We start from the raw sequence: 17,888 nt of genomic DNA, 5'->3' as shown, positions 1-17,888 counted from the left end.
GCGGCGACGCGCTATTGGGACAACATCAGCGACCCGGACTATCGCCGCCTGGCCAAGCGGCTCGGGCAGAAGATGATGGAGCGCTACGCCAAGAACCCGGCGGTGATCGCGGTCGGCTACGACAACGAGATCGGCAACGGCCAGGTCTCCTATTCGGCCGCCGACCGTGAGCGCTTCGTGGCCTGGCTGCAGAAGAAGTACGGGACGATCGAGGCCCTCAACAAGGCCTGGGCGACGCAGCGCTGGTCGCGCCGGATCAATAGCTGGGACCAGGTCGACCTGCCCTATATCCGCGGCCCCGGACCCAACGAGCGCTACCTCGACCTGCGTCGATATTGGTCCGACGATACGATCGGCGCGCTCAAGGACCTGGAGGCGGTTCGCAAGCAGTACGCGCCCAACCTCCCGGTCGCGTCGAACTTCTGGCCCACCGCCTGGACCAAGGGGTTCGACTATCTGCGCTCATGGGACGAGGTTTCCACCTATGGCGCCCAGGGCTTCTATCCCGGCGACGCCCTGGGGGCGGGGTTCGAGGTCATGATGAACCGGGCCGCGCACGAGACGCCGGTCTGGTTCAACGAATTCACGGCCGGCGGCGGCGGCTTCTACGGCGACCCTGGACGATCGCGGATGTGGGCCTATTTCGGGCTGCTCTACTATGGCCAGACCTTCCTGGCCTGGACGTTCAACTCCCATATCGGCGGCGAGGAACAGGCGCTGTTCGGCCTGGTCGATCATGACGGCCGCCCGTCCTGGAAGGTCGACGAGTTCGGACGGATCGCCAGCGAGTTCCAGACCCTCAAGACCCTGGGCTTCCCGCGCGACCGCCAGCCCCAGGTCGCGGTCAACTACTCGTTCGACACCATGTGGCTGACCAGTCCGCCCCCGGGGCCGAACACGATGCAGGAGTACTTCAAGGGCAACTACACCGAGCAGGTCAAGGCGGCCTATCAGCCGCTGTTCGAGGACAATATCGACGCCGCGGTGATCGATTTCGGGCACGACCGGCTCGACAAGTACAAGCTGATCGTTCTGTCGAGCGCCTATGTGATGGACGCGCCGACCGCCGCGGCGGTGCGCAAGTACGTCGCCGACGGCGGCACGGTGGTCATGACGGGCTATTCGGCCAAGGTCGACGAAACCGGCAAATGGTTCGAGACGCCGTTGCCCGGACGCCTGGCCGACGTGTTCGGCCTGCGCACCAACGCCTTCTATCGGCACTGGGAGCCGCTGAAGGTCCGGTTCGACGGCGAAACCCTGACCGGGGCCGACACCTACTATGAAGTGCTCGAACTCGGCGCCGCCAAGCCCCTGGCGACCTTCGAGAACACGCCGGAAAAGAGCGCGGCCGTTTCGATCAACCGCTTCGGCAAGGGGCAGGCGATCTACCTGGCCACCGCCGCCCAGCCCGGCCTGATCGGCCCGCTGCTGCGGTCGCTCTATCCCAAGCTCGGGATCGAGCGCGGCCCCGAAACGCCCAAGGGCGTCGTGGCGCGCGTGGTCGACGGGCGGACGATGTATGTGAACACCAACAACGCCCCCGCGACCGTGACTTTCTCAGGCTCCAAATCGGGCGTGCTCACGCATCAGACCTATGCCGGAAAGATCGACCTCAAACCCTACGGCGTCGAACTGCTGCAGTAGAGCGGGCCGCCCAAGAGCGTGGTGGTCATCACCTGTCGTCTGTTTTGAATTCGTCCTTCAAGGAGCCTTCCATTGTTCAATATCGTGATGGCGCTCGCCGCGTCCCAAATCATCGTGGCCTCGCCGGACAAGGAGGCCGAGATCAGAATTGCCGCCGACGGGGCGAGTTACTCGGTCTACCGCAAGGGCGAGCCGATCGTATCGGCCTCGCCGATGGGCCTGGAGCTTTCGAACGCGGCCGACTTCTCGGATCTGGAGATGGTTGATGTCAAAAAGCAGAGCCAGAGGCGCGACATTCCGCTGACGGCGACGAAGTCCAAGGCGGCGCGCGACTGGTATAACGGCGTCGTCGTCACCTTCCGCGAAAAGACCGGCGCCCATCGCACGCTGTCGGTGGAAGCGCGAGCCGCCAATGAAGGGGTCGCGTTCCGTTACCGGCTGCCGAAAGACGCGCCGGTCGTGCTCAAGGGGGAAAGGACGGCGTACCGCCTTCCGAACGACCCCGCTTGCGAAGTCAGCGAATATGGAGGGTCCCATGAGAACACATGGGCCCTGAAGAAGATCTCCGAACTGGACCGGGCCAAGCTCTATGACGTTCCGGTGGTCTGTTCGTCCGCTTCCGGCCGCACCCACTACGCGATCGCGCAGTCAGGCATTGAAGCCTATGCGAGTTCAGGCCTGGTCCCGGTCGATGGCGGGCTGAAGGTCAGGGTGACGCCGCATCCTGACCGCAAGGAGATCGCCATTGACTCCGCCGCTGGCCTGACCAGCGCCTGGCGGGTGATCATGATGGGAGATCGCGCCGGCGACCTGATCGAGTCGCCCTTGATCGGAAACCTCGCGACGCAGGCGAGCGGCGATTTTTCGTGGGTGAAGCCCGGAAAGGCGGCCTGGGACTGGTGGTCCGGACCGACGGCGGGCGAGAAGCCGACCATGGAGCGATTCCGCCGCTTCATCGATTTCGCGGCCAAGTCCGGCTTTCCCTATTTTCTCATCGATGCGGGATGGCCCCTCAACGCCACGCCGTGCTGCGACGCGGACCCGAAGACGGACATCACCCAGAGCAATCCGGCGATCGATATGCCGGCTCTCGTGAACTATGCGCAGGCCAAGGGCGTGGGCCTCATTCTGTGGGCGCATTGGAAGCATGTCGAACCCAGGATGCAGGAGGTCCTCGACACCTACCAGCGCTGGGGGATCAAGGGCGTGAAGGTCGATTTCATGGAACGGGACGACCAGGAGATGGTCCAATTCTACGTCCGCCTGGCCCAGGAGACCGCCAAGCGACATCTGCTCCTGGACATGCACGGCGCCTTTCCGCCGGCCGGCCTGGCGCGCACCTATCCCAACTACATCACCCAGGAAGGCGTGATGGGGCTGGAATACAACAAGTTCGCTTGGGGACAGGTCACGCCCGGGCACAACGTCAAGCTCGCCTATACCCGCATGCTGCTGGGGCCCATGGACTACACACCGGGCGGCTTCCGCAACAGCACGCCCGAGACCTATGTCGCTCACGAGGTGATGCCGATGACCCGCACGACGCGCGGTCAAGCCCTGGCGCAGTATGTGGTGTTCGACAGCCCCCTCCAGATGGTCTCCGATGATCCCGCCGCCTATGCGAACGCGTCGGGCTTCGAGTTCCTCAAAGACGTTCCGACCGCCTGGGACGAGACGCGGTTCATCGACGGCGACCCGGAAAGCCACGTCGTGTTGGCGCGGCGCAAGGGTGGCGTCTGGTACGTTGGCGCCATGACGAACGAGCACTCACGCACCGTCGCCATACCGCTCGCCTTCCTGGGAGGAGGGACGTTCAAGGCCGATATCTGGCAGGACGGCGCTACGGCCAACGACGTCGAGCATGTCGTCAAGTCGATCTCGAGTCGCGATGTTCTGCAGATTCGCATGAGTGGCGGCGGCGGCGGCGCGATCACGATCAAGCCCGTTCACTAGGGTTGGCGACCGCCGATCAGTTCGACACGTTCAGCGCGCTCGCGGCCTCGGTGGAAGAAGGGCGAGCCCCAGACCGGTTTTGTGGCTGGCCGGGGCCGCTCGCGCCCGCGGCGCATCTATCCCGCCGTCGCCGCCCAGGTCGGGTGGGGTGATCCTTTGAATGCGGGCGGATTCGCTCGCCACCCGGTCGACGCCGCCGACCGGGTGGCGACGGAATTGGCCAGACCAGGCGCGACAAGCGCTGTATTTAACCTCGAAGTGAATTCAAAGAAGCACGCTTGATTCGGCGACAAGCCAATCGATGCACGCCGATGTGTCTATGTGCGAGCGTCTTGCAAATGTAAAACCCATGGGATACCCATCTCGGCATGAGCCCCTCCTCGACACGCGACCAAGGACTGCGTTCGGCGCCGAAAACCTATTCTGCGCCGGCGCTTGAGAGAGGTTTCAATGTCATCGAACTGCTGGCCCAGGCGCCCCGCGGCCTGACGGCCAGTGAAATCGCCGCCGGCCTCAGCCTTTCGATCGGCGAGATTTTCCGGATCATCGTCGTCATGGAACGTCGGCGATGGCTGAGTAAGGATCCGGAAACGGATCAATACAGTGTAAATCCAAGAATTTTGGAAATTGTATTTCGCGCGACGCCGGCTGAAGAGCTGACTGTTATGGCCGGTCCGCATATGCGCGAAATCGCCGATAGGATTGACCAGTCTTGTCATCTGGTCATGCCAAATGGCCGGCGGGGCCTCGTCGTCCTGAGGCAGCAAAATCCCGGTGACACCGCTTTCATCGTCAGGCTCGGCGCCGACTTGGATCTTGTGAGGAGTTGCTCGGGGCAGGTGCTGCTGGCCTTCGGTGACGAAGCATGGGTGGATGATGTTCTCAACGCGGACACGGTCCTGCCGCCCAAGGATCGCGCGGCCCTGATCAACCGCCTCAAGCTCGTCCGCAGCCGCGGCTTTGAAATGCGGCCAAGTTCGCGCATCCACGGCGTGACCGACATCAGCTATCCGATATTCGGGTTTGGCGGCCGTGTCGTGGCCGCCTTGACCATACCCTTCATGGTTTGCATCGACGGCTCGCAGACCTTCGATGAGTACGCGGCTCAGGCCGAGCTGGCGTCGACCAGCAAACGTATTTCCAGGGAACTGGGCTGGTTCGAGCGGGATGAGCCCATCGTCCCCTTGTCGGTCGAGAGCCGGGCAAGGGGAGGGGCGGCGAAAGCCAAGTCTCGGAACTTGCGGCTGAAAGATAATTCTCCAGCTTAGGCGGTCGCCTTGGTCCGCAATCTAGTCTCGCCGTAGACCAGTCCGCCGCGGATCTACGATTCGGCGATCGGGGCGGACGCCCTCGGCCGACGCGCCAAACGCCCCCCTGAGAGTCGTGCGAGCGCCCGCTCCTAACGGGCGCCTACGTCCTTGCCGCGAACCGAGTTCGCACGGGTCGCTCTGGTTGTTCGAAAGGGGGGCGGCCGGCCCACATTCCGGCGTTCGCACATATGAAACATCGTTGACTTATAAAAATGAAAACGGATAGCATATATGAAAGTGGCGTCGGTCGACCGGCGTCGAAAGGGACCCTGGGGAGGGGAGACAACGTGAAAAGTTCGATCCGCGCGCGCCGTCTGCTTGTTGCTGGCGCTTCGGTTGGTGTTCTGTGCGCGCTGGCCGCGCCGGTCGCCGCGCAGGACAAGTCGTCGGGGCAGGACGCCTCGTCGGCCAAGGACGGCAAGACGGTCGAGACCGTGACGGAAGTGGTCGTCACCGCGCGGCGCAAGGCGCTGCAAAGCGCCATCGAGATCAAGAAGAACGCCGACACGATCGTGGACTCGATCGTCGCCGACGAGGCGGGCAAGCTGCCCGACAATTCGATCACCGAGGTCCTTCAGCGCGTGTCGGGCGTGTCGATCTCGCGTTTCACCTCGACCAATGGCGGCAGCTCCGCGTTCCAGATCGAAGGCACGGGCGTCACCGTGCGCGGTCTGCCGTTCAATTCCAGCATGCTCAACGGCCAGCAGCTGTTCAGCGCCAACGGCGCGAGCGCCATCAGCTGGAACGAGGTCACGCCCGAGCTGATGGCCGGGGTCGATGTCTACAAGGCCACGCGCGCCGACCTGATCGAAGGGGGGGCGTCCTCGATCAATCTTCGCACCCACCTGCCGTTCGATTTCCGCGACACCCAGATCAACCTCACCGCGGGCGGCAGCTACGGCACCCTGGCGAAGAAGGCCTCGCCCCGCGTTTCGGCCATGTACTCCAAGCGGTTCGACACCAACATCGGCGAATTCGGCGTGTTGTGGGACCTGGCCTACAGCCGCCTGCACCAGCAGAGCAGCGACCTGCAGGTCGGCGCGATGTTCGCCGAATATACGCCGACGTCCAAGCGCGACGATCATCTGGCCTTTGTTCCCAGCTCGTTTAACTGGAGCAATAGCCAGAGCAAGCGCGACCGGTACGGCGCCTATCAGGCCATCCAATGGAAGCCGACGTCGAACCTGACCCTGACCAACACCGTGTTCTACACGCAATATGTCGAGGACGGCCGTTCGAACAGCGGTGGCGTGGGGTCCAGCCCGTCCGCGGCGTCCGCGGTCATGCCCAAGGTTGGCAGCCCGGTCGAATATGACGCCAATGGCGGCTTCCGGAAGGGAAGCCTGACCGTCGGGTCCACCGGCAATGCGGTGGAGTTCCAGAACATCACCCCCGGCTGGGTGCCTAGCTGGTACCAGCTCAATTGCGGCGCCACCTACGGCGCTCCCGCCTCGTCGCTTCAATGGGACTGGTCGGCCAATGGAGGCGTTGATCCGTCGAGTCCGGATTGGGACGGTAAGCGTCTGGCGCAGTGCGGCCCCGCCGGCACCTTCAACCCCAGCGGCGGGGCGTCGGCGTCGCATAGCAAGAATTCCACGCTGGATATCTCGCAGAGCTTCGTCTGGACCCCGGGGGACCGGGTGGCGGTGCGTGGCGGCGCGCAATTTGTCCGTTCCAAGGCGACCGGGCAGAACATGTTCATCAACATCAATCAGTCCAGCCCGCTGGTCAATTCGATGGAAGTCGACCTGACGGGGTCGCTGCCGGCCGTGTCCGGCCTGTCCACCGCCGGCTTGCTCGACAAGAGCACGGCCTATCTATCCTCGATGGCCTATCATAAGCCCAACAACCGGGGCGAGATGGTCGCCGCCCACATCGACCTTGAATATCGGGTCAGCGACGATGGCTTCCTGCGCAGCGTCAGTGTTGGCGCTCGTACGGCCAACCGTATCGAAAACGACGACAACGCGGGGACCTACTGGGCGCCGCTGGGTCAGTCGTGGCTGGCGAACCCGTGGGGACCGCATCCCGGCGATCCGACGTATGGGACGGGGAATATCCAATATCTCACGAACCCGAATGTCCTGCCGTCGGATTATGAAGTCGCCACCTTCGAGAATTTCTTCGGCGGCAAGGCGGCTGTTCCGGCGCAACTGTATGTCGGCAGCCAATCGCTCTTGCAGAGCTATGACTGGTACCATCTGCTCAAGACGTATAACGGCCAGCTGATCGAAGATCCTCCAGGATCCGGGCAGATGCGGCCTCGGACCAAGGAAGAGTTTTGGCGGGATAATATCGATCAGGGTCTGAACAGGACCGATAGTCGCATCGTCAACAAGGCGGCCTATGTCCAGGCCAAGTTCGCCAGCGACGGCATCGGATTTGTTCCGGCGTTCTCGGGCAATATCGGCGTTCGTGTATTCCACGAATCCCTGCGGGCGAGCGGTCTGCTGTCGACGCCGGCCGCCGCGAACCTTGCTCTGAACCAGACGGACAGCACGGCGTATTTCGTCGCGCAGCAGATCGTGGCCGCTGATCCGACCGCGACGCCGACGTTCCCGACGCTCTATGGGTTCACTCAAGCCTATTCCATGCAGAACCGCAGCTACGAGTACACGCGCGTTCTGCCCTCGTTCAACGTCAAGTTCGACGTGTCCGACAAGTTCAAGATCCGCGCCGCGGCGTCGCGGTCGTCCGCTCCGCCGAACCTCAACGACATTCGCGCGGGCGGTTCGATCGGCGCCAGGACGCTTGCCAACCCCACCGATCCGAGGGCGCCTTCGATTCTCACGGGTGTTTCCGTCAACGGCGGCGGCGCGAATCTGAAGCCGACCATGATCAACAGCGAAGATCTGGCGTTCGAGCTCTATCCGTCGTCCTCCAGCTTCTTCTACGTGGATGTGTTCGCCAAGCAGATCGAGGACCACCCGCAGTTCTATTCGTTCATCCAGAACAATCTTCCCATTCCGGCCCTGGCGTACGCCAATGGGCAGAGCACGGTGGGGACGCCGACGAGCCTGGATCTTCCGTGGCTCTATCTGCAAAATAGAACCGCGACGGAGAAGGCCGATATCAAGGGCTTCGAGATCGGCGGCCGCAAGTTCTTCGACCAGCTGCCGGGCGTGTTCAAAGGGTTCGGCCTCGAAGGCAACGTGACCTATATCGACAGCACCAACCCCGCCCAGCAGGCCAACAACGTGTTGAGCAAGGGCCTCAATCCGGACGGCACGATCCCGCAGACCTACCCGGACCTTCCCTATGCCGGATTGTCGAAGTGGGCCTACAACATCCAGCTGCTGTACAGCCGCGACAGGGTCAATTTCCGCCTGGCCTACAACTGGCGCAGCAGGGCGTTGCTGTCGACCAACGTCAATCCGCTGTCCTATGCGACCAGCGGCGGCAATCCCTACACGCTCAACACCAGCCCGACCAACTTCGACGCGGATCATTCCTTCCCGGTGTACAACATGGTTCCGGCCTATATGGCGGCGGCCGGTTACCTGGATCTGGGCTTCGACTACAAGCTGAGCGAGAAGGTTTCCGTCTCGTTCAATGCGAACAACCTTCTCAACACCAAGTCGAAAACCCTGCAGGAGCCCGTGCCGGGCGTGTTCGAGCCCTACGACTACAACGTCAGCGATCGACGTTACGAGGTCACCATGCGGGCCCGCTTCTAACGGCCCGACCGGGGAGGGGCGTCTCATCGAGAAGCGCCCTTCCCCTTTTTCGAGTACGGTATCGCGGCCGGGTCATGCCCGGCCGCATGTCGTTAGGTACATGCCGACTGGCGCGTGCCTTGACCGACCTCCCACCGCCGCATACGCCTGAAATCCAGTCGGCAGGCGCCGCGCCGGGTGCGTTCATGGTGAGACAAGTTTATGGACAACGGCCCTCAACAGGACATCGTCATTCTGGGCGGCGGCGCGGCGGGGTGGATCGCGGCCGCGCTGCTGGCCAAGCAGACCGATCGCCGCCGAACCCGCATCACCCTGGTCGAATCCGAGGAAATCGGCATCATCGGCGTGGGGGAGGCGACAGTCCCGGTGCTGGCGCAATGCAACGCCTTGCTCGGCATTGATGAATTCGACTTTGTTCGCCGCACCCAGGGCACGTTCAAGCTGGGCATTGAATTCTGCGACTGGGGCGTCGTCGGAAACCGGCATTTCCACGCCTTCAGCGACTATGGCCACGCGGTTCAGGGGGTGTCGACCCACCATTACTGGCTGAGGCTGCGGCAAGCCGGCGACGAGCGCCCGATCGACGACTATTCGTTCGCCTACGCCGTCGCCAAGGACAACCGGTTCGAGCCGAGCGATCCGCAGAACGCGCGCTATCACCACGCCTATCATTTCGACGCGGCCCTGTACGCCCGCTACCTGCGGGACGTGGCCACCGAGCTGGGCGTGCGGCGCATCGAAGGCAAGATGACCCACGTCGATCTGGATGGCGCCTCCGGCGATATCGCCGCCATCCATCTGGCCAACGGCGTGACGGTCGCCGGCGATCTGTTCCTGGATTGCACCGGTTTCGCGTCCGAACTGCTGGGCAAGGCGCTGGGCACGCCTTTCGTCGACTGGTCGCGCTGGCTGCTGTGCAACAGCGCCATCGCGGTCCCGTCCAAGCGCGCCGGCCCGACCATGCCGTTCACGCGCTCCACCGCCCACGCCGGCGGCTGGCGCTGGACCATTCCGCTGCAGCATCGCAGCGGCAACGGCATGGTCTATAGTTCGGACTTCTGGAGCGACGAGGCGGCGCGTGAGGCCTTGCTGGGCGCTATCGACGGCGAGCCGCTGGCCGAGCCGCGGCTGTTTCGCTTCACCTCCGGCCATCGCAAGCAGTTCTGGAACCGCAATTGCGTGGGGATCGGTTTCGCCTCCAACTTCCTCGAACCGCTGGAATCGACCGGGCTGCAGCTGATCGTCATGGGGGTTCTGAAGCTCCTTAAATACTTCCCCGAGCGGATCATCGACCCGGTTCTGCGCGACGAATACAACCGGGTCTCCACCTGCGAGATCGAGCGCATCCGCGACTTCATCATCGCCCACTATCATCTCTCGCGCCGGCCCGAGCCCTTGTGGGCGGCGTGCCGCGACATCGAGATCCCCGACAGCCTTCGCCACAAGCTCGAGGTCTGGAACGCCAGCGGACAGATCGCCCTGGGCGATGCCGAATCCTACATGGAGCCCAGCTGGCTCGCCATCCTGCTGGGCAACGGTGTCGTTCCCGCGCGCTACAACGTGTTGGCGGATCAGCATCCCTTGGAGCAGATCCGCAAGGGCATGGAATTGCGCCGCGAAGAGATCGTGAGTTCGGCGCAGGCGGTCACGTCGCACCAGGACTTCATCGATCGTCACTGCAAGGCTGCGCCTGCGTCCTGAATTTCGAGCCGGGTTATCGCCTGACGCAATGGACGAAGAACTGCGTCGCCATCGGTTGGTCTCTTCGCGGGCTTTATCGAGCCCCTGGAAGCGTCCATCGTCGTCCTGACGGGGCGTGGGCAAGCGGCCTGCCGGCCTGACGCCGGTCCTTCGGCGTGGCGTCGATGAAGCTCGAGCGCCCCTCGGTAGGTCGGCAAGGGGCGCTTTGTGGATCGGAAGGGGCGGGGTCTATCTGCCCTGGGATTTGGGCCGCACCTCGACGATTGAGCCGTCCGGCGCATAGGCCAGCGGCTCGATGGCGATCGAGCGGCGATGGTCGCCGCCGCCAGGCAACAGGGCGTCGTGGTAGAAGAACCAAGTCCTGCCCTTGTCCTGCAGGATGGCCTGGTGGTTGGTCGAGATCTTCAGGTAGTCAAGGATCACGCCGCGATAGGCGTAGGGGCCCGTCGGGGTCTTGGCGGTGGCGTAGACGATCTGGCCTGGCCAGCCGGTGGAGAAGCTGAAGTAGTAGAGACCCTTGCGTTTGTGCAGGAAGGGAGCTTCCCCGTACTTTTTCTTCGGATCGTTGCTGGGAAAACCGGTGACGGCGATATCCTGGATCGGGCCGGCCAGGCTCTTCATGTCCGCGCCCAGCTTGACGATCTTGGGCACGCGGGTGCCGAACACCATGTAGGCTTGGCCGTCGTCGTCGATCAGAACCTGCGGGTCGATCGGCTCGGCGCCGGCGTTGGCGTCGCGCGCCTTGTCGACCAGCGGCGCGCCGATGGCGTCGCGGAACGGACCCTCGGGGCGGTCGGCCACGGCTACGCCGATCTTGTCGCCGCCGACCGGGGCGTAGAAGTAGTACTTGCCGTTGCGGTGGGCCGCCTCGGGCGCCCAGGCCTTGGCGTCGGGCTTGGCCCACTTGAACACCGACACCCCCAGGAACGCGCCGGCGTCCTTCCAGGTCTTAAGGTCCTTGGAGGTGTAGAGCCGCCAGGTGGTGGAGTCCCAATAGGTCCCCGAATTGGACGCGTCGTCGGTGGCGTAGAGATAGTAGCCGCCGTTGAAGGCGTGCGGCGAAGGATCGGCGTTGAAACGCGGACTGATCGGCTCGCCGGCCAGGGCCGGCCCGGCGAGGAGGGCGGCGAGGACGAGGGCGAAACGCTTCATGGGGACTCCTTGAATTCGGCGACTCCGGCGACGGCCGGATCCTAGCGGGTGGCGAGGGGATTGACGGCTATTACGGCGGCGTTGCATCGACCGACCGGAACTTGTCGGTCGAGGTTCCGTCGCCCGCAAGGGTTCGGGGCGGACGTTGACCCGCGCTGACTCCAGCCTGGCGAAGGATTTCATATAGGGCGGTCGACGCCGCTCCAGGCGGGGTCTCCGTCACGTCCCACTGGGGGCAAGCTGATCGCCAATCCCAGCCGTGCTTGGTTTCATTCCAATCTCTCCCTGACCCAGGTCTGGCCGAACCCGCGCCTGCTATCCAACGCCCGCGTCCGGAAGGGCGCATATGCCACGCAGACCTCGGCTCGACCTAGTGGTCTCTCAGATCCTGGTTCTTGGACACTCACAACGCCTGGCTGAAGAGTGGTTCACCGTTGGTTGTGGATCTTCATTTTGGCCTGACCAATATGAAAATATGAAAAAAAAATTCTAGATCACGGCAATGAAATAATATACAAATCAAAATCACTGAATGAAATATGTCAGCGATATCAACGCTATTTTCGTCGGCCGAAGGGGCGGCGCAAAGGCGGCGTTCCGGAAATATTGTCCTGGCCAGTCAGTGATTCCGGTTTCAAGCGATATCGCGACGGGGGTCGGGCCAACAAGCCGCCAAGGCGAAGGCCACAACGAGGAGGGAAACGAATTGCAATCGAAAATCTGCCCAAGGCGCGTCCTGAAGATCGCGCTCCTGTCGGCCACCATCATCGGCGGGCTGCCGGCGCTCGCCGAGGCGCAGGAAGCCGCGGCGCCGACCTCCGACGTGCTCGACGCGGTTGTCGTCACGGGCTTCAAGCAGAGCTACGCCAACGCGGTCAGGGCCAAGAAGAACGCCATCGAAATCACCGACGGCATCTCGTCGGACGGCCTGGGCCGCTTTCCGGACCTGAACGTCGGTGAGGCGCTGCAGCGCATTCCGGGCGTCCAGATCAATCGCGAGGCCGAAGGCCGCGACGCCACCATCAACCTGCGCGGCATGCCGGGCGAGTACGCCCGCACCACGCTGAACGGCCAGTCGTTCGCCGGCCCCGCGCTGCTGCGCGACAACCAGGGCTCGCCGCTGGGCGCGTTCAATTCGGACATCTTTTCGGCCTTCGTGATCGCCAAGTCGCCGATGGCCAACACCACCTCGGGCGGCCTGAGCGGCAACGTCGATCTGCAGATCGCCCCAGCCCTGTCGCGCAAGGACGGCGGCTTCGTGAAGGCGGCGTACGAGTACAACGACCTGGGCAACCTGGGCGCGCCCGCCGCGACCCTCGGCTACAACAAGCACCTGTCGGACGACCTCGCCGTCTTCGGGACCCTGGCCTACAAGAAGGAAAACTTCCGCCGCGACACCGTCCGCCTGAACAACTACGACTATCTGACGTCGGCGATAACGGGCCTGACGCCCACCCAGTTCAACGCCACTTACGGCCAGTACTTCTCGGCCAGCGCCTGCCCGACCAGCGCGACCTCCTACTGCCGTTCGCTGAGCCAGGCTCTGGGCGTCACCGACGCCGCCGCCCAGGCCTACGTCACCAGCAATACCGGCTCCACGAGCAAGAACGGCGTCTGGGCCAACTCCGCCATTCGGCAATATACCCGCATGAATGTCGGCAAGGTGTGGTCGGGCTCGGCCGGCGTCGAATGGAAGCCGAACGACAACACCAAGATCGGCCTGATCGGCTTCTCGACCGACCGCAATCTGCCCGATACGGTCCAGTACTTCCTGATCAACTCGGTTTCGCCGTCAAGCACGCCGGGCGCGGGCACGGTGATCTCGCCGACGGGCACGCCGATCCAGACCAATGATGGCCGCTATCTCTACCAAAGCTATTCGTTCAACAACATGAACGCGCTATCGTCGACGCGTCTCTACTCGCAGCACCAGAAGTCGGACGGCGTGCTGGGCACCGTCGACTGGAGCAACGAGGATTGGCGCGTCGCCGGCGCCCTGACCCTGTCGTCGGGCTACAACGCCTCGGTCGAGACCGAGGTCGACGTCGTCAACTACACCCGCGCGGGCGGCAACGGCATCTCCGGCTCGCTGACCACCGGCCTCGATGACATCGCCAACTTCCAGTACACGACCACGCCGACGCCGCAGAACTCGATCACGACTGGCCAGACCTGGACCTGGGGCGGCGGCAGCGATCCGACGTCGTTCTACAACAACGGCTCCAAGGCCAACTCGACGAACGCCATCTGGATCCAGGGCACCGAGAGCTTTGCCAAGAACAACCTGAACAGCGCGGCCCTGGACGTCGAGCGCTTCGCCAACCTGGGCCCGATCAAGAGCATCCAGGCCGGTGTCCGCCTCGAGCGCGAAAAGTACGTGTCGACCGGCTACCGCGTCCATGCCTATGGCGCGCAGATGCAGAACATCACGTCGAACATGATGGTCACCTCGCCCTTCATCGGCGACTTCATGGGCGGCACGGCCGGCAATTACGATCGCAACTGGCAGGTCCTCAACATCCGTGAGTTCCTCAATGCGATCCGTCCGGTGACGGTCTATCCGGGCGGCGGCCTGTCGACCCAGGGCTTCAACGTCCAGTACGCGGACAGCAGCTATTACGATAAGAACTTCACCAACGAGAACGCGATCAATCAGTTCTACATCCAGGCGAAATACGACACCCAGATCCTGGGTCACGGCGTGCGCGGCAACTTCGGCGGCCGCTACGAAGACACCAAGAACACCATCACGACCCTGGACCGCACCACCCCGCCAACCGACTCGATCGGCTCGCCCACGGCGTTCAAGACCGACGAATACGTCAACAAGTACCACTACTTCCTGCCGTCGGCGATCTTCGTGGCCGACATCACCGACGACCTGATCCTGCGCGGCGCCTACTACAAGACCTACGTGCGTCCGCACCCGCGCCAATACTCGCCGTCGACCAAGATCAGCCCGACCCAGATCCTCAACACCAACCTGAGCTCGGGCACGGTCAACGTCTATGACGTCTCGGTCGCCATCGGGAACAACCACCTCAGGCCCTACCTGGCCGAGTCCTTCGACCTGTCGCTGGAGTGGTATAACCGACCCAACGGCCTGATCTCGCTGGCCTATTTCCGCAAGAACATCACCGGTCGCATCGCTTCGACCACCGATCCGTCGCTCCTCTGCCCGGCCGACGGCTCGACCTGGGGCTTCGGCGCCCTGTCGTGGGACGGCACCTACTGCAACGCCACCAGCCTGGGCAGCGCGAACAAGCAGGTCCACGTCAACGCCAGCGGCGCCTACAACCTCGACAAGCCGACCACCGTCGAGGGGGTCGAGTTCAACATCCAGCAGAACCTCGATTTCCTGCCGGGCTTCTGGAAGAACTTCGGCGGCAGCTTCAACTACGCCTATACGACGTCCAAGAGCCCGGCGATCGCGCCGTTCCCGGGCATCTCCAAGCACAATGTCAACGTGATCGGCTATTACGAGACGCCGAAATACGGCGTGCGGATGGTCTACAACTACCGCTCCGACTACCCGCTGAACGCCAACGGCACCTATACGGGCGGGGCGCGTTCGGTGAAGCCGCGCGGCCAGCTGGACCTGTCGGCGTCCTACAACGTGACCGACCAGCTGACCCTGTCGCTGGACGCCTACAACCTGACGGACTCCAAGCGTTTTGAATACGAGAACGACACCCGGGTCTCGCGTTGGGTCGATTACGACGGCCGCACCTACACCCTGACGGCGCGCGCCACCTTCTAACCTTCACGCTCCCCGTGTGAGGGCACTTGATAGCCGGTCCACTCGTGGACCGGCTATATTTTCGATTTCAGAAGGCCGCCGGCCGGACATCCTTCTCGGCGGCCTTCATCGTTCCGTAGCCGGAGGATTTTCATGCCGGGACTTCGCGCGAGCCTGCAGCCCCTGCTCGTCCTGGCCGTCCTGACGGCGTTCTCGACGGCCTGGGCCCAGCCCGCCCGGTCGCTCTACACGCTTCCCGCGCTGAATGTGGGCCTCGGCAACGACAACGAAGGCGACACCATTCCCGGGCCGACGCGGCCCAACGGCTCGATCCATCCCTCGCCCGAGACTCCGAACCCCAGCAACGCCGGCTATAACGCCGCCGAACCGATCAGCGGCTTCGCCCAGCTGCATTCGCAGGGCTCGGGCGGCGTCACCACCTATGGCACGTTCCTGCTGTCGCCCCAGGTCGGGCCGGCCCAGTTCGACGAGGCCGCCCACCTGTCGCCCAAGGCCGACGAGGTCCTGGCCGCCGACGCCTATTCCGTCCGCCTGGTGCGCTACGATACCCGCATCGAGGTCACCCCGGCGCACTATGCGGCGATCTACCGCCTGACCTATCCGAACACGGACCAAGCCCAGCTGGTCTTCGACGTGACGCGCAAGGTCGGCGGGCTGGTCGCCTCGGACCAGGCCGACGTGAAGCTGTTCCCCGCCGAAGGCAAGATCGTCGGCCGCGTCAGGGCCAAGGGCTATTGGAACCCGGCCCTGATCGACATCTGGTTCGTCGCCAGGTTCGACCAGAAGCCCACCGCCTGGGGCGTCTTCGACAAACAGGACCGCAAGGCCGGCGCCACCGAGGGCCGGACAGGCCCGGACGAGCGGCTGGGGGCCTGGCAAACCTTCAAGACGACCCCCGACAAGCCGCTGCTGGTCAAGATCGCGGTGTCCTTCACCAGCGCCGAGATGGCCGAGGCGCTGCTGGATCACGAGATCCCAGACTGGGATTTCGACCGCGTGCGCCGAGAGAGCCAGGCCGCCTGGAACGACCGGTTGGGCGAGATCGAGATATCGGGACTTTCGGAGGCCCAGACCCAGCGGTTCTACACGGCGCTCTACCACGCCTCGACCCATCCGCGGGATCGGTCGCTGGACCAGCCCGCCAAGGATCTTTCTCGTCCCAATTGGGACGACCACTACACTCTGTGGGACACCTATCGGACCCTGTTTCCGCTGATGTCGGTGCTGCGGCCCAGCGACTACGCGGCGAACCTCAATTCGCTGATCCACACCTTCGACAAGTTCGGCGCCGCCGACACCGCCATCATCGGCGGCCAGAACTATCACGTCGGCCAGGGCGGGGACGAGGTCGACAACGTGTTGGGCGAGGCGGCCCTGCGCGGCGCCGGGGGCGTGAACTGGAACGACGCCTGGCGCGTGACCCACTTCAACGCCTTCGAACGCCGCCGCCCGCGTTATCTGGAAAGCGGCTGGTTCGGCGTCGGGGACCTTAGCCCGGAACCGAACAACCAGCGCGCCAAGTCGGGATCCTCGACCCTGGGTTTCGCCCTCAACGACTACTTTGCCGCCCAGGTCGCCGCCAAGGCCGGCCATGCCGAGGAGGCCGAGGCCCTGACCAGGCGTTCCCAGAACTGGCGCAAAATCTGGAATCCGGAGACCCAGAGCGACGGTTTCAAGGGTTTCCTGATGCCGCGCTATCCGGACGGCAAGTTCCAGGACATCGACCCCAAGCTCGGCTGGGACGGCAAGGTCCACAACAATGTCGGTTACTACGAGGGCACGGCCTGGATCTACTCCTACGGCGTGCTGCACGACCTGCCGGGCCTGATCGAGGCCATGGGCGGCCGGGTGCGCTTCAACGAGCGCCTGAACCATGCCCTGGACGCCGGCCTGATCGACATCACCAACGAGCCGTCCTTCGCCACGCCCTGGTTGTTCCACGCCCTGGGCCGCGCCGACCGGTCGTCCTACTGGGCGGGCCAGGTGTTCGAGCACTTCACCGACACGGCCTATCCCGGCGACGAGGACGCCGGGGCGATGAGCTCCAACTACGTGTTCAACCGCCTGGGCCTGTTTCCGAAGCTGGGAAGCGACCTGTTCTACCTGCACGGGCCGCGTCACGCGCGCAGCGTGATCCATCTGGAAGGCGGCAAGGCTCTGGAGATCCTCGCCGACAACGCCGGAACGGATCATCCGTACATCGCCGCCGCCAGCCTGAATGGAAGGCCGTTGTCGGGCCCCTTCATCTCTCAGGCTCAACTGCTGGCTGGTGGCGTGCTGCATTTTAGCATGAGCGACAAGCCCGGCCTGTGGACCTATGACGGCGCGGTGCTGACCGCCGAAGCCGGTGTTCCGGCCCTGACCGACGGCAAGACCTCGACGGTCTGGACCGCCTCGGCCGGCCAGTCGGCGGTGTTCACCCCTCCGGCGGCGACCTGCCTGAAGGCCTATACGGTCAGCGTCGGCGCGAACGAGGCCGATCCGACCGCCTGGCGGTTCAGCGGCTTCGATGGCCGGCGCTGGGTGAAGCTGGACGAACGACGCGGCGAGCGCTTCGACCATCGGCACGCCACCAGGACTTTCGCCTTGAAGGCCGGGGCCTATGCCCGCTATCGCCTGGAGCTGACTGCCGGCAAGGCCGTCCAGGTGGCCGAGGTCGAGCTGATCGCCGGAACCGGCTGCCACTGACCT

At 64.0% G+C, this 17,888-nt stretch carries 8 protein-coding genes; 7 read left to right on the top strand and 1 reads right to left on the bottom strand.

Features of this window, described 5'->3' with window-relative positions:
- The 5 genes from BM066_RS08305 to BM066_RS08285 form a co-directional block, all read left to right on the top strand.
- On the top strand, positions 1-1,644 hold a 1,644-nt coding region (locus BM066_RS08305), incomplete at its 5' end, for a beta-galactosidase (RefSeq protein WP_089926189.1).
- A 72-nt stretch (positions 1,645-1,716) separates the two neighbouring features.
- Positions 1,717-3,597 carry a glycoside hydrolase family 97 protein gene (locus tag BM066_RS08300; RefSeq protein WP_018061524.1) on the top strand — a complete coding sequence of 627 codons (1,881 nt, stop codon included), beginning with the start codon at positions 1,717-1,719 and terminating at the stop codon, positions 3,595-3,597.
- 368 nt (positions 3,598-3,965) lie between these two features.
- Complete coding sequence (locus BM066_RS08295; RefSeq protein ID WP_018061525.1) at positions 3,966-4,865, top strand: IclR family transcriptional regulator; 900 nt, start codon at positions 3,966-3,968, stop codon at positions 4,863-4,865.
- A gap of 329 nt (positions 4,866-5,194) precedes the next feature.
- Positions 5,195-8,584, top strand: a complete 3,390-nt coding sequence (locus BM066_RS08290; protein ID WP_029669094.1) for a TonB-dependent receptor — start codon at positions 5,195-5,197, stop codon at positions 8,582-8,584.
- 201 nt (positions 8,585-8,785) lie between these two features.
- On the top strand, positions 8,786-10,285 hold the full coding sequence (locus BM066_RS08285) for a tryptophan halogenase family protein (RefSeq protein ID WP_018061527.1): 1,500 nt from the start codon (positions 8,786-8,788) through the stop codon (positions 10,283-10,285).
- Between the two features lie 228 nt (positions 10,286-10,513).
- Here BM066_RS08285 and BM066_RS08280 read toward each other — a convergent pair whose 3' ends face one another.
- The gene (locus BM066_RS08280; protein WP_018061528.1) at positions 10,514-11,437 is read right to left on the bottom strand and encodes a family 43 glycosylhydrolase; all 924 of its coding nucleotides are present in this window, start codon (positions 11,435-11,437) and stop codon (positions 10,514-10,516) included.
- Positions 11,438-12,143: 706 nt separating this feature from the next.
- Here BM066_RS08280 and BM066_RS08275 point away from each other — a divergent pair.
- Together BM066_RS08275 and BM066_RS08270 are read left to right on the top strand one after the other, a co-directional pair.
- Entirely contained in the window at positions 12,144-15,197 is a 3,054-nt protein-coding gene (locus BM066_RS08275; RefSeq protein ID WP_255367520.1) for a TonB-dependent receptor, read from the top strand.
- A gap of 132 nt (positions 15,198-15,329) precedes the next feature.
- On the top strand, positions 15,330-17,885 hold the full coding sequence (locus tag BM066_RS08270; RefSeq protein ID WP_089926183.1) for a GH92 family glycosyl hydrolase: 2,556 nt from the start codon (positions 15,330-15,332) through the stop codon (positions 17,883-17,885).
- Positions 17,886-17,888: the final 3 nt, after the last annotated feature.

Source organism: Caulobacter sp. UNC279MFTsu5.1 (assembly GCF_900114015.1).
Taxonomy (GTDB): Bacteria; Pseudomonadota; Alphaproteobacteria; order Caulobacterales; family Caulobacteraceae; genus Caulobacter.
Note: the sequence above shows the minus strand (reverse complement) of the source record. Positions and strands in the feature narration are given on the sequence as shown.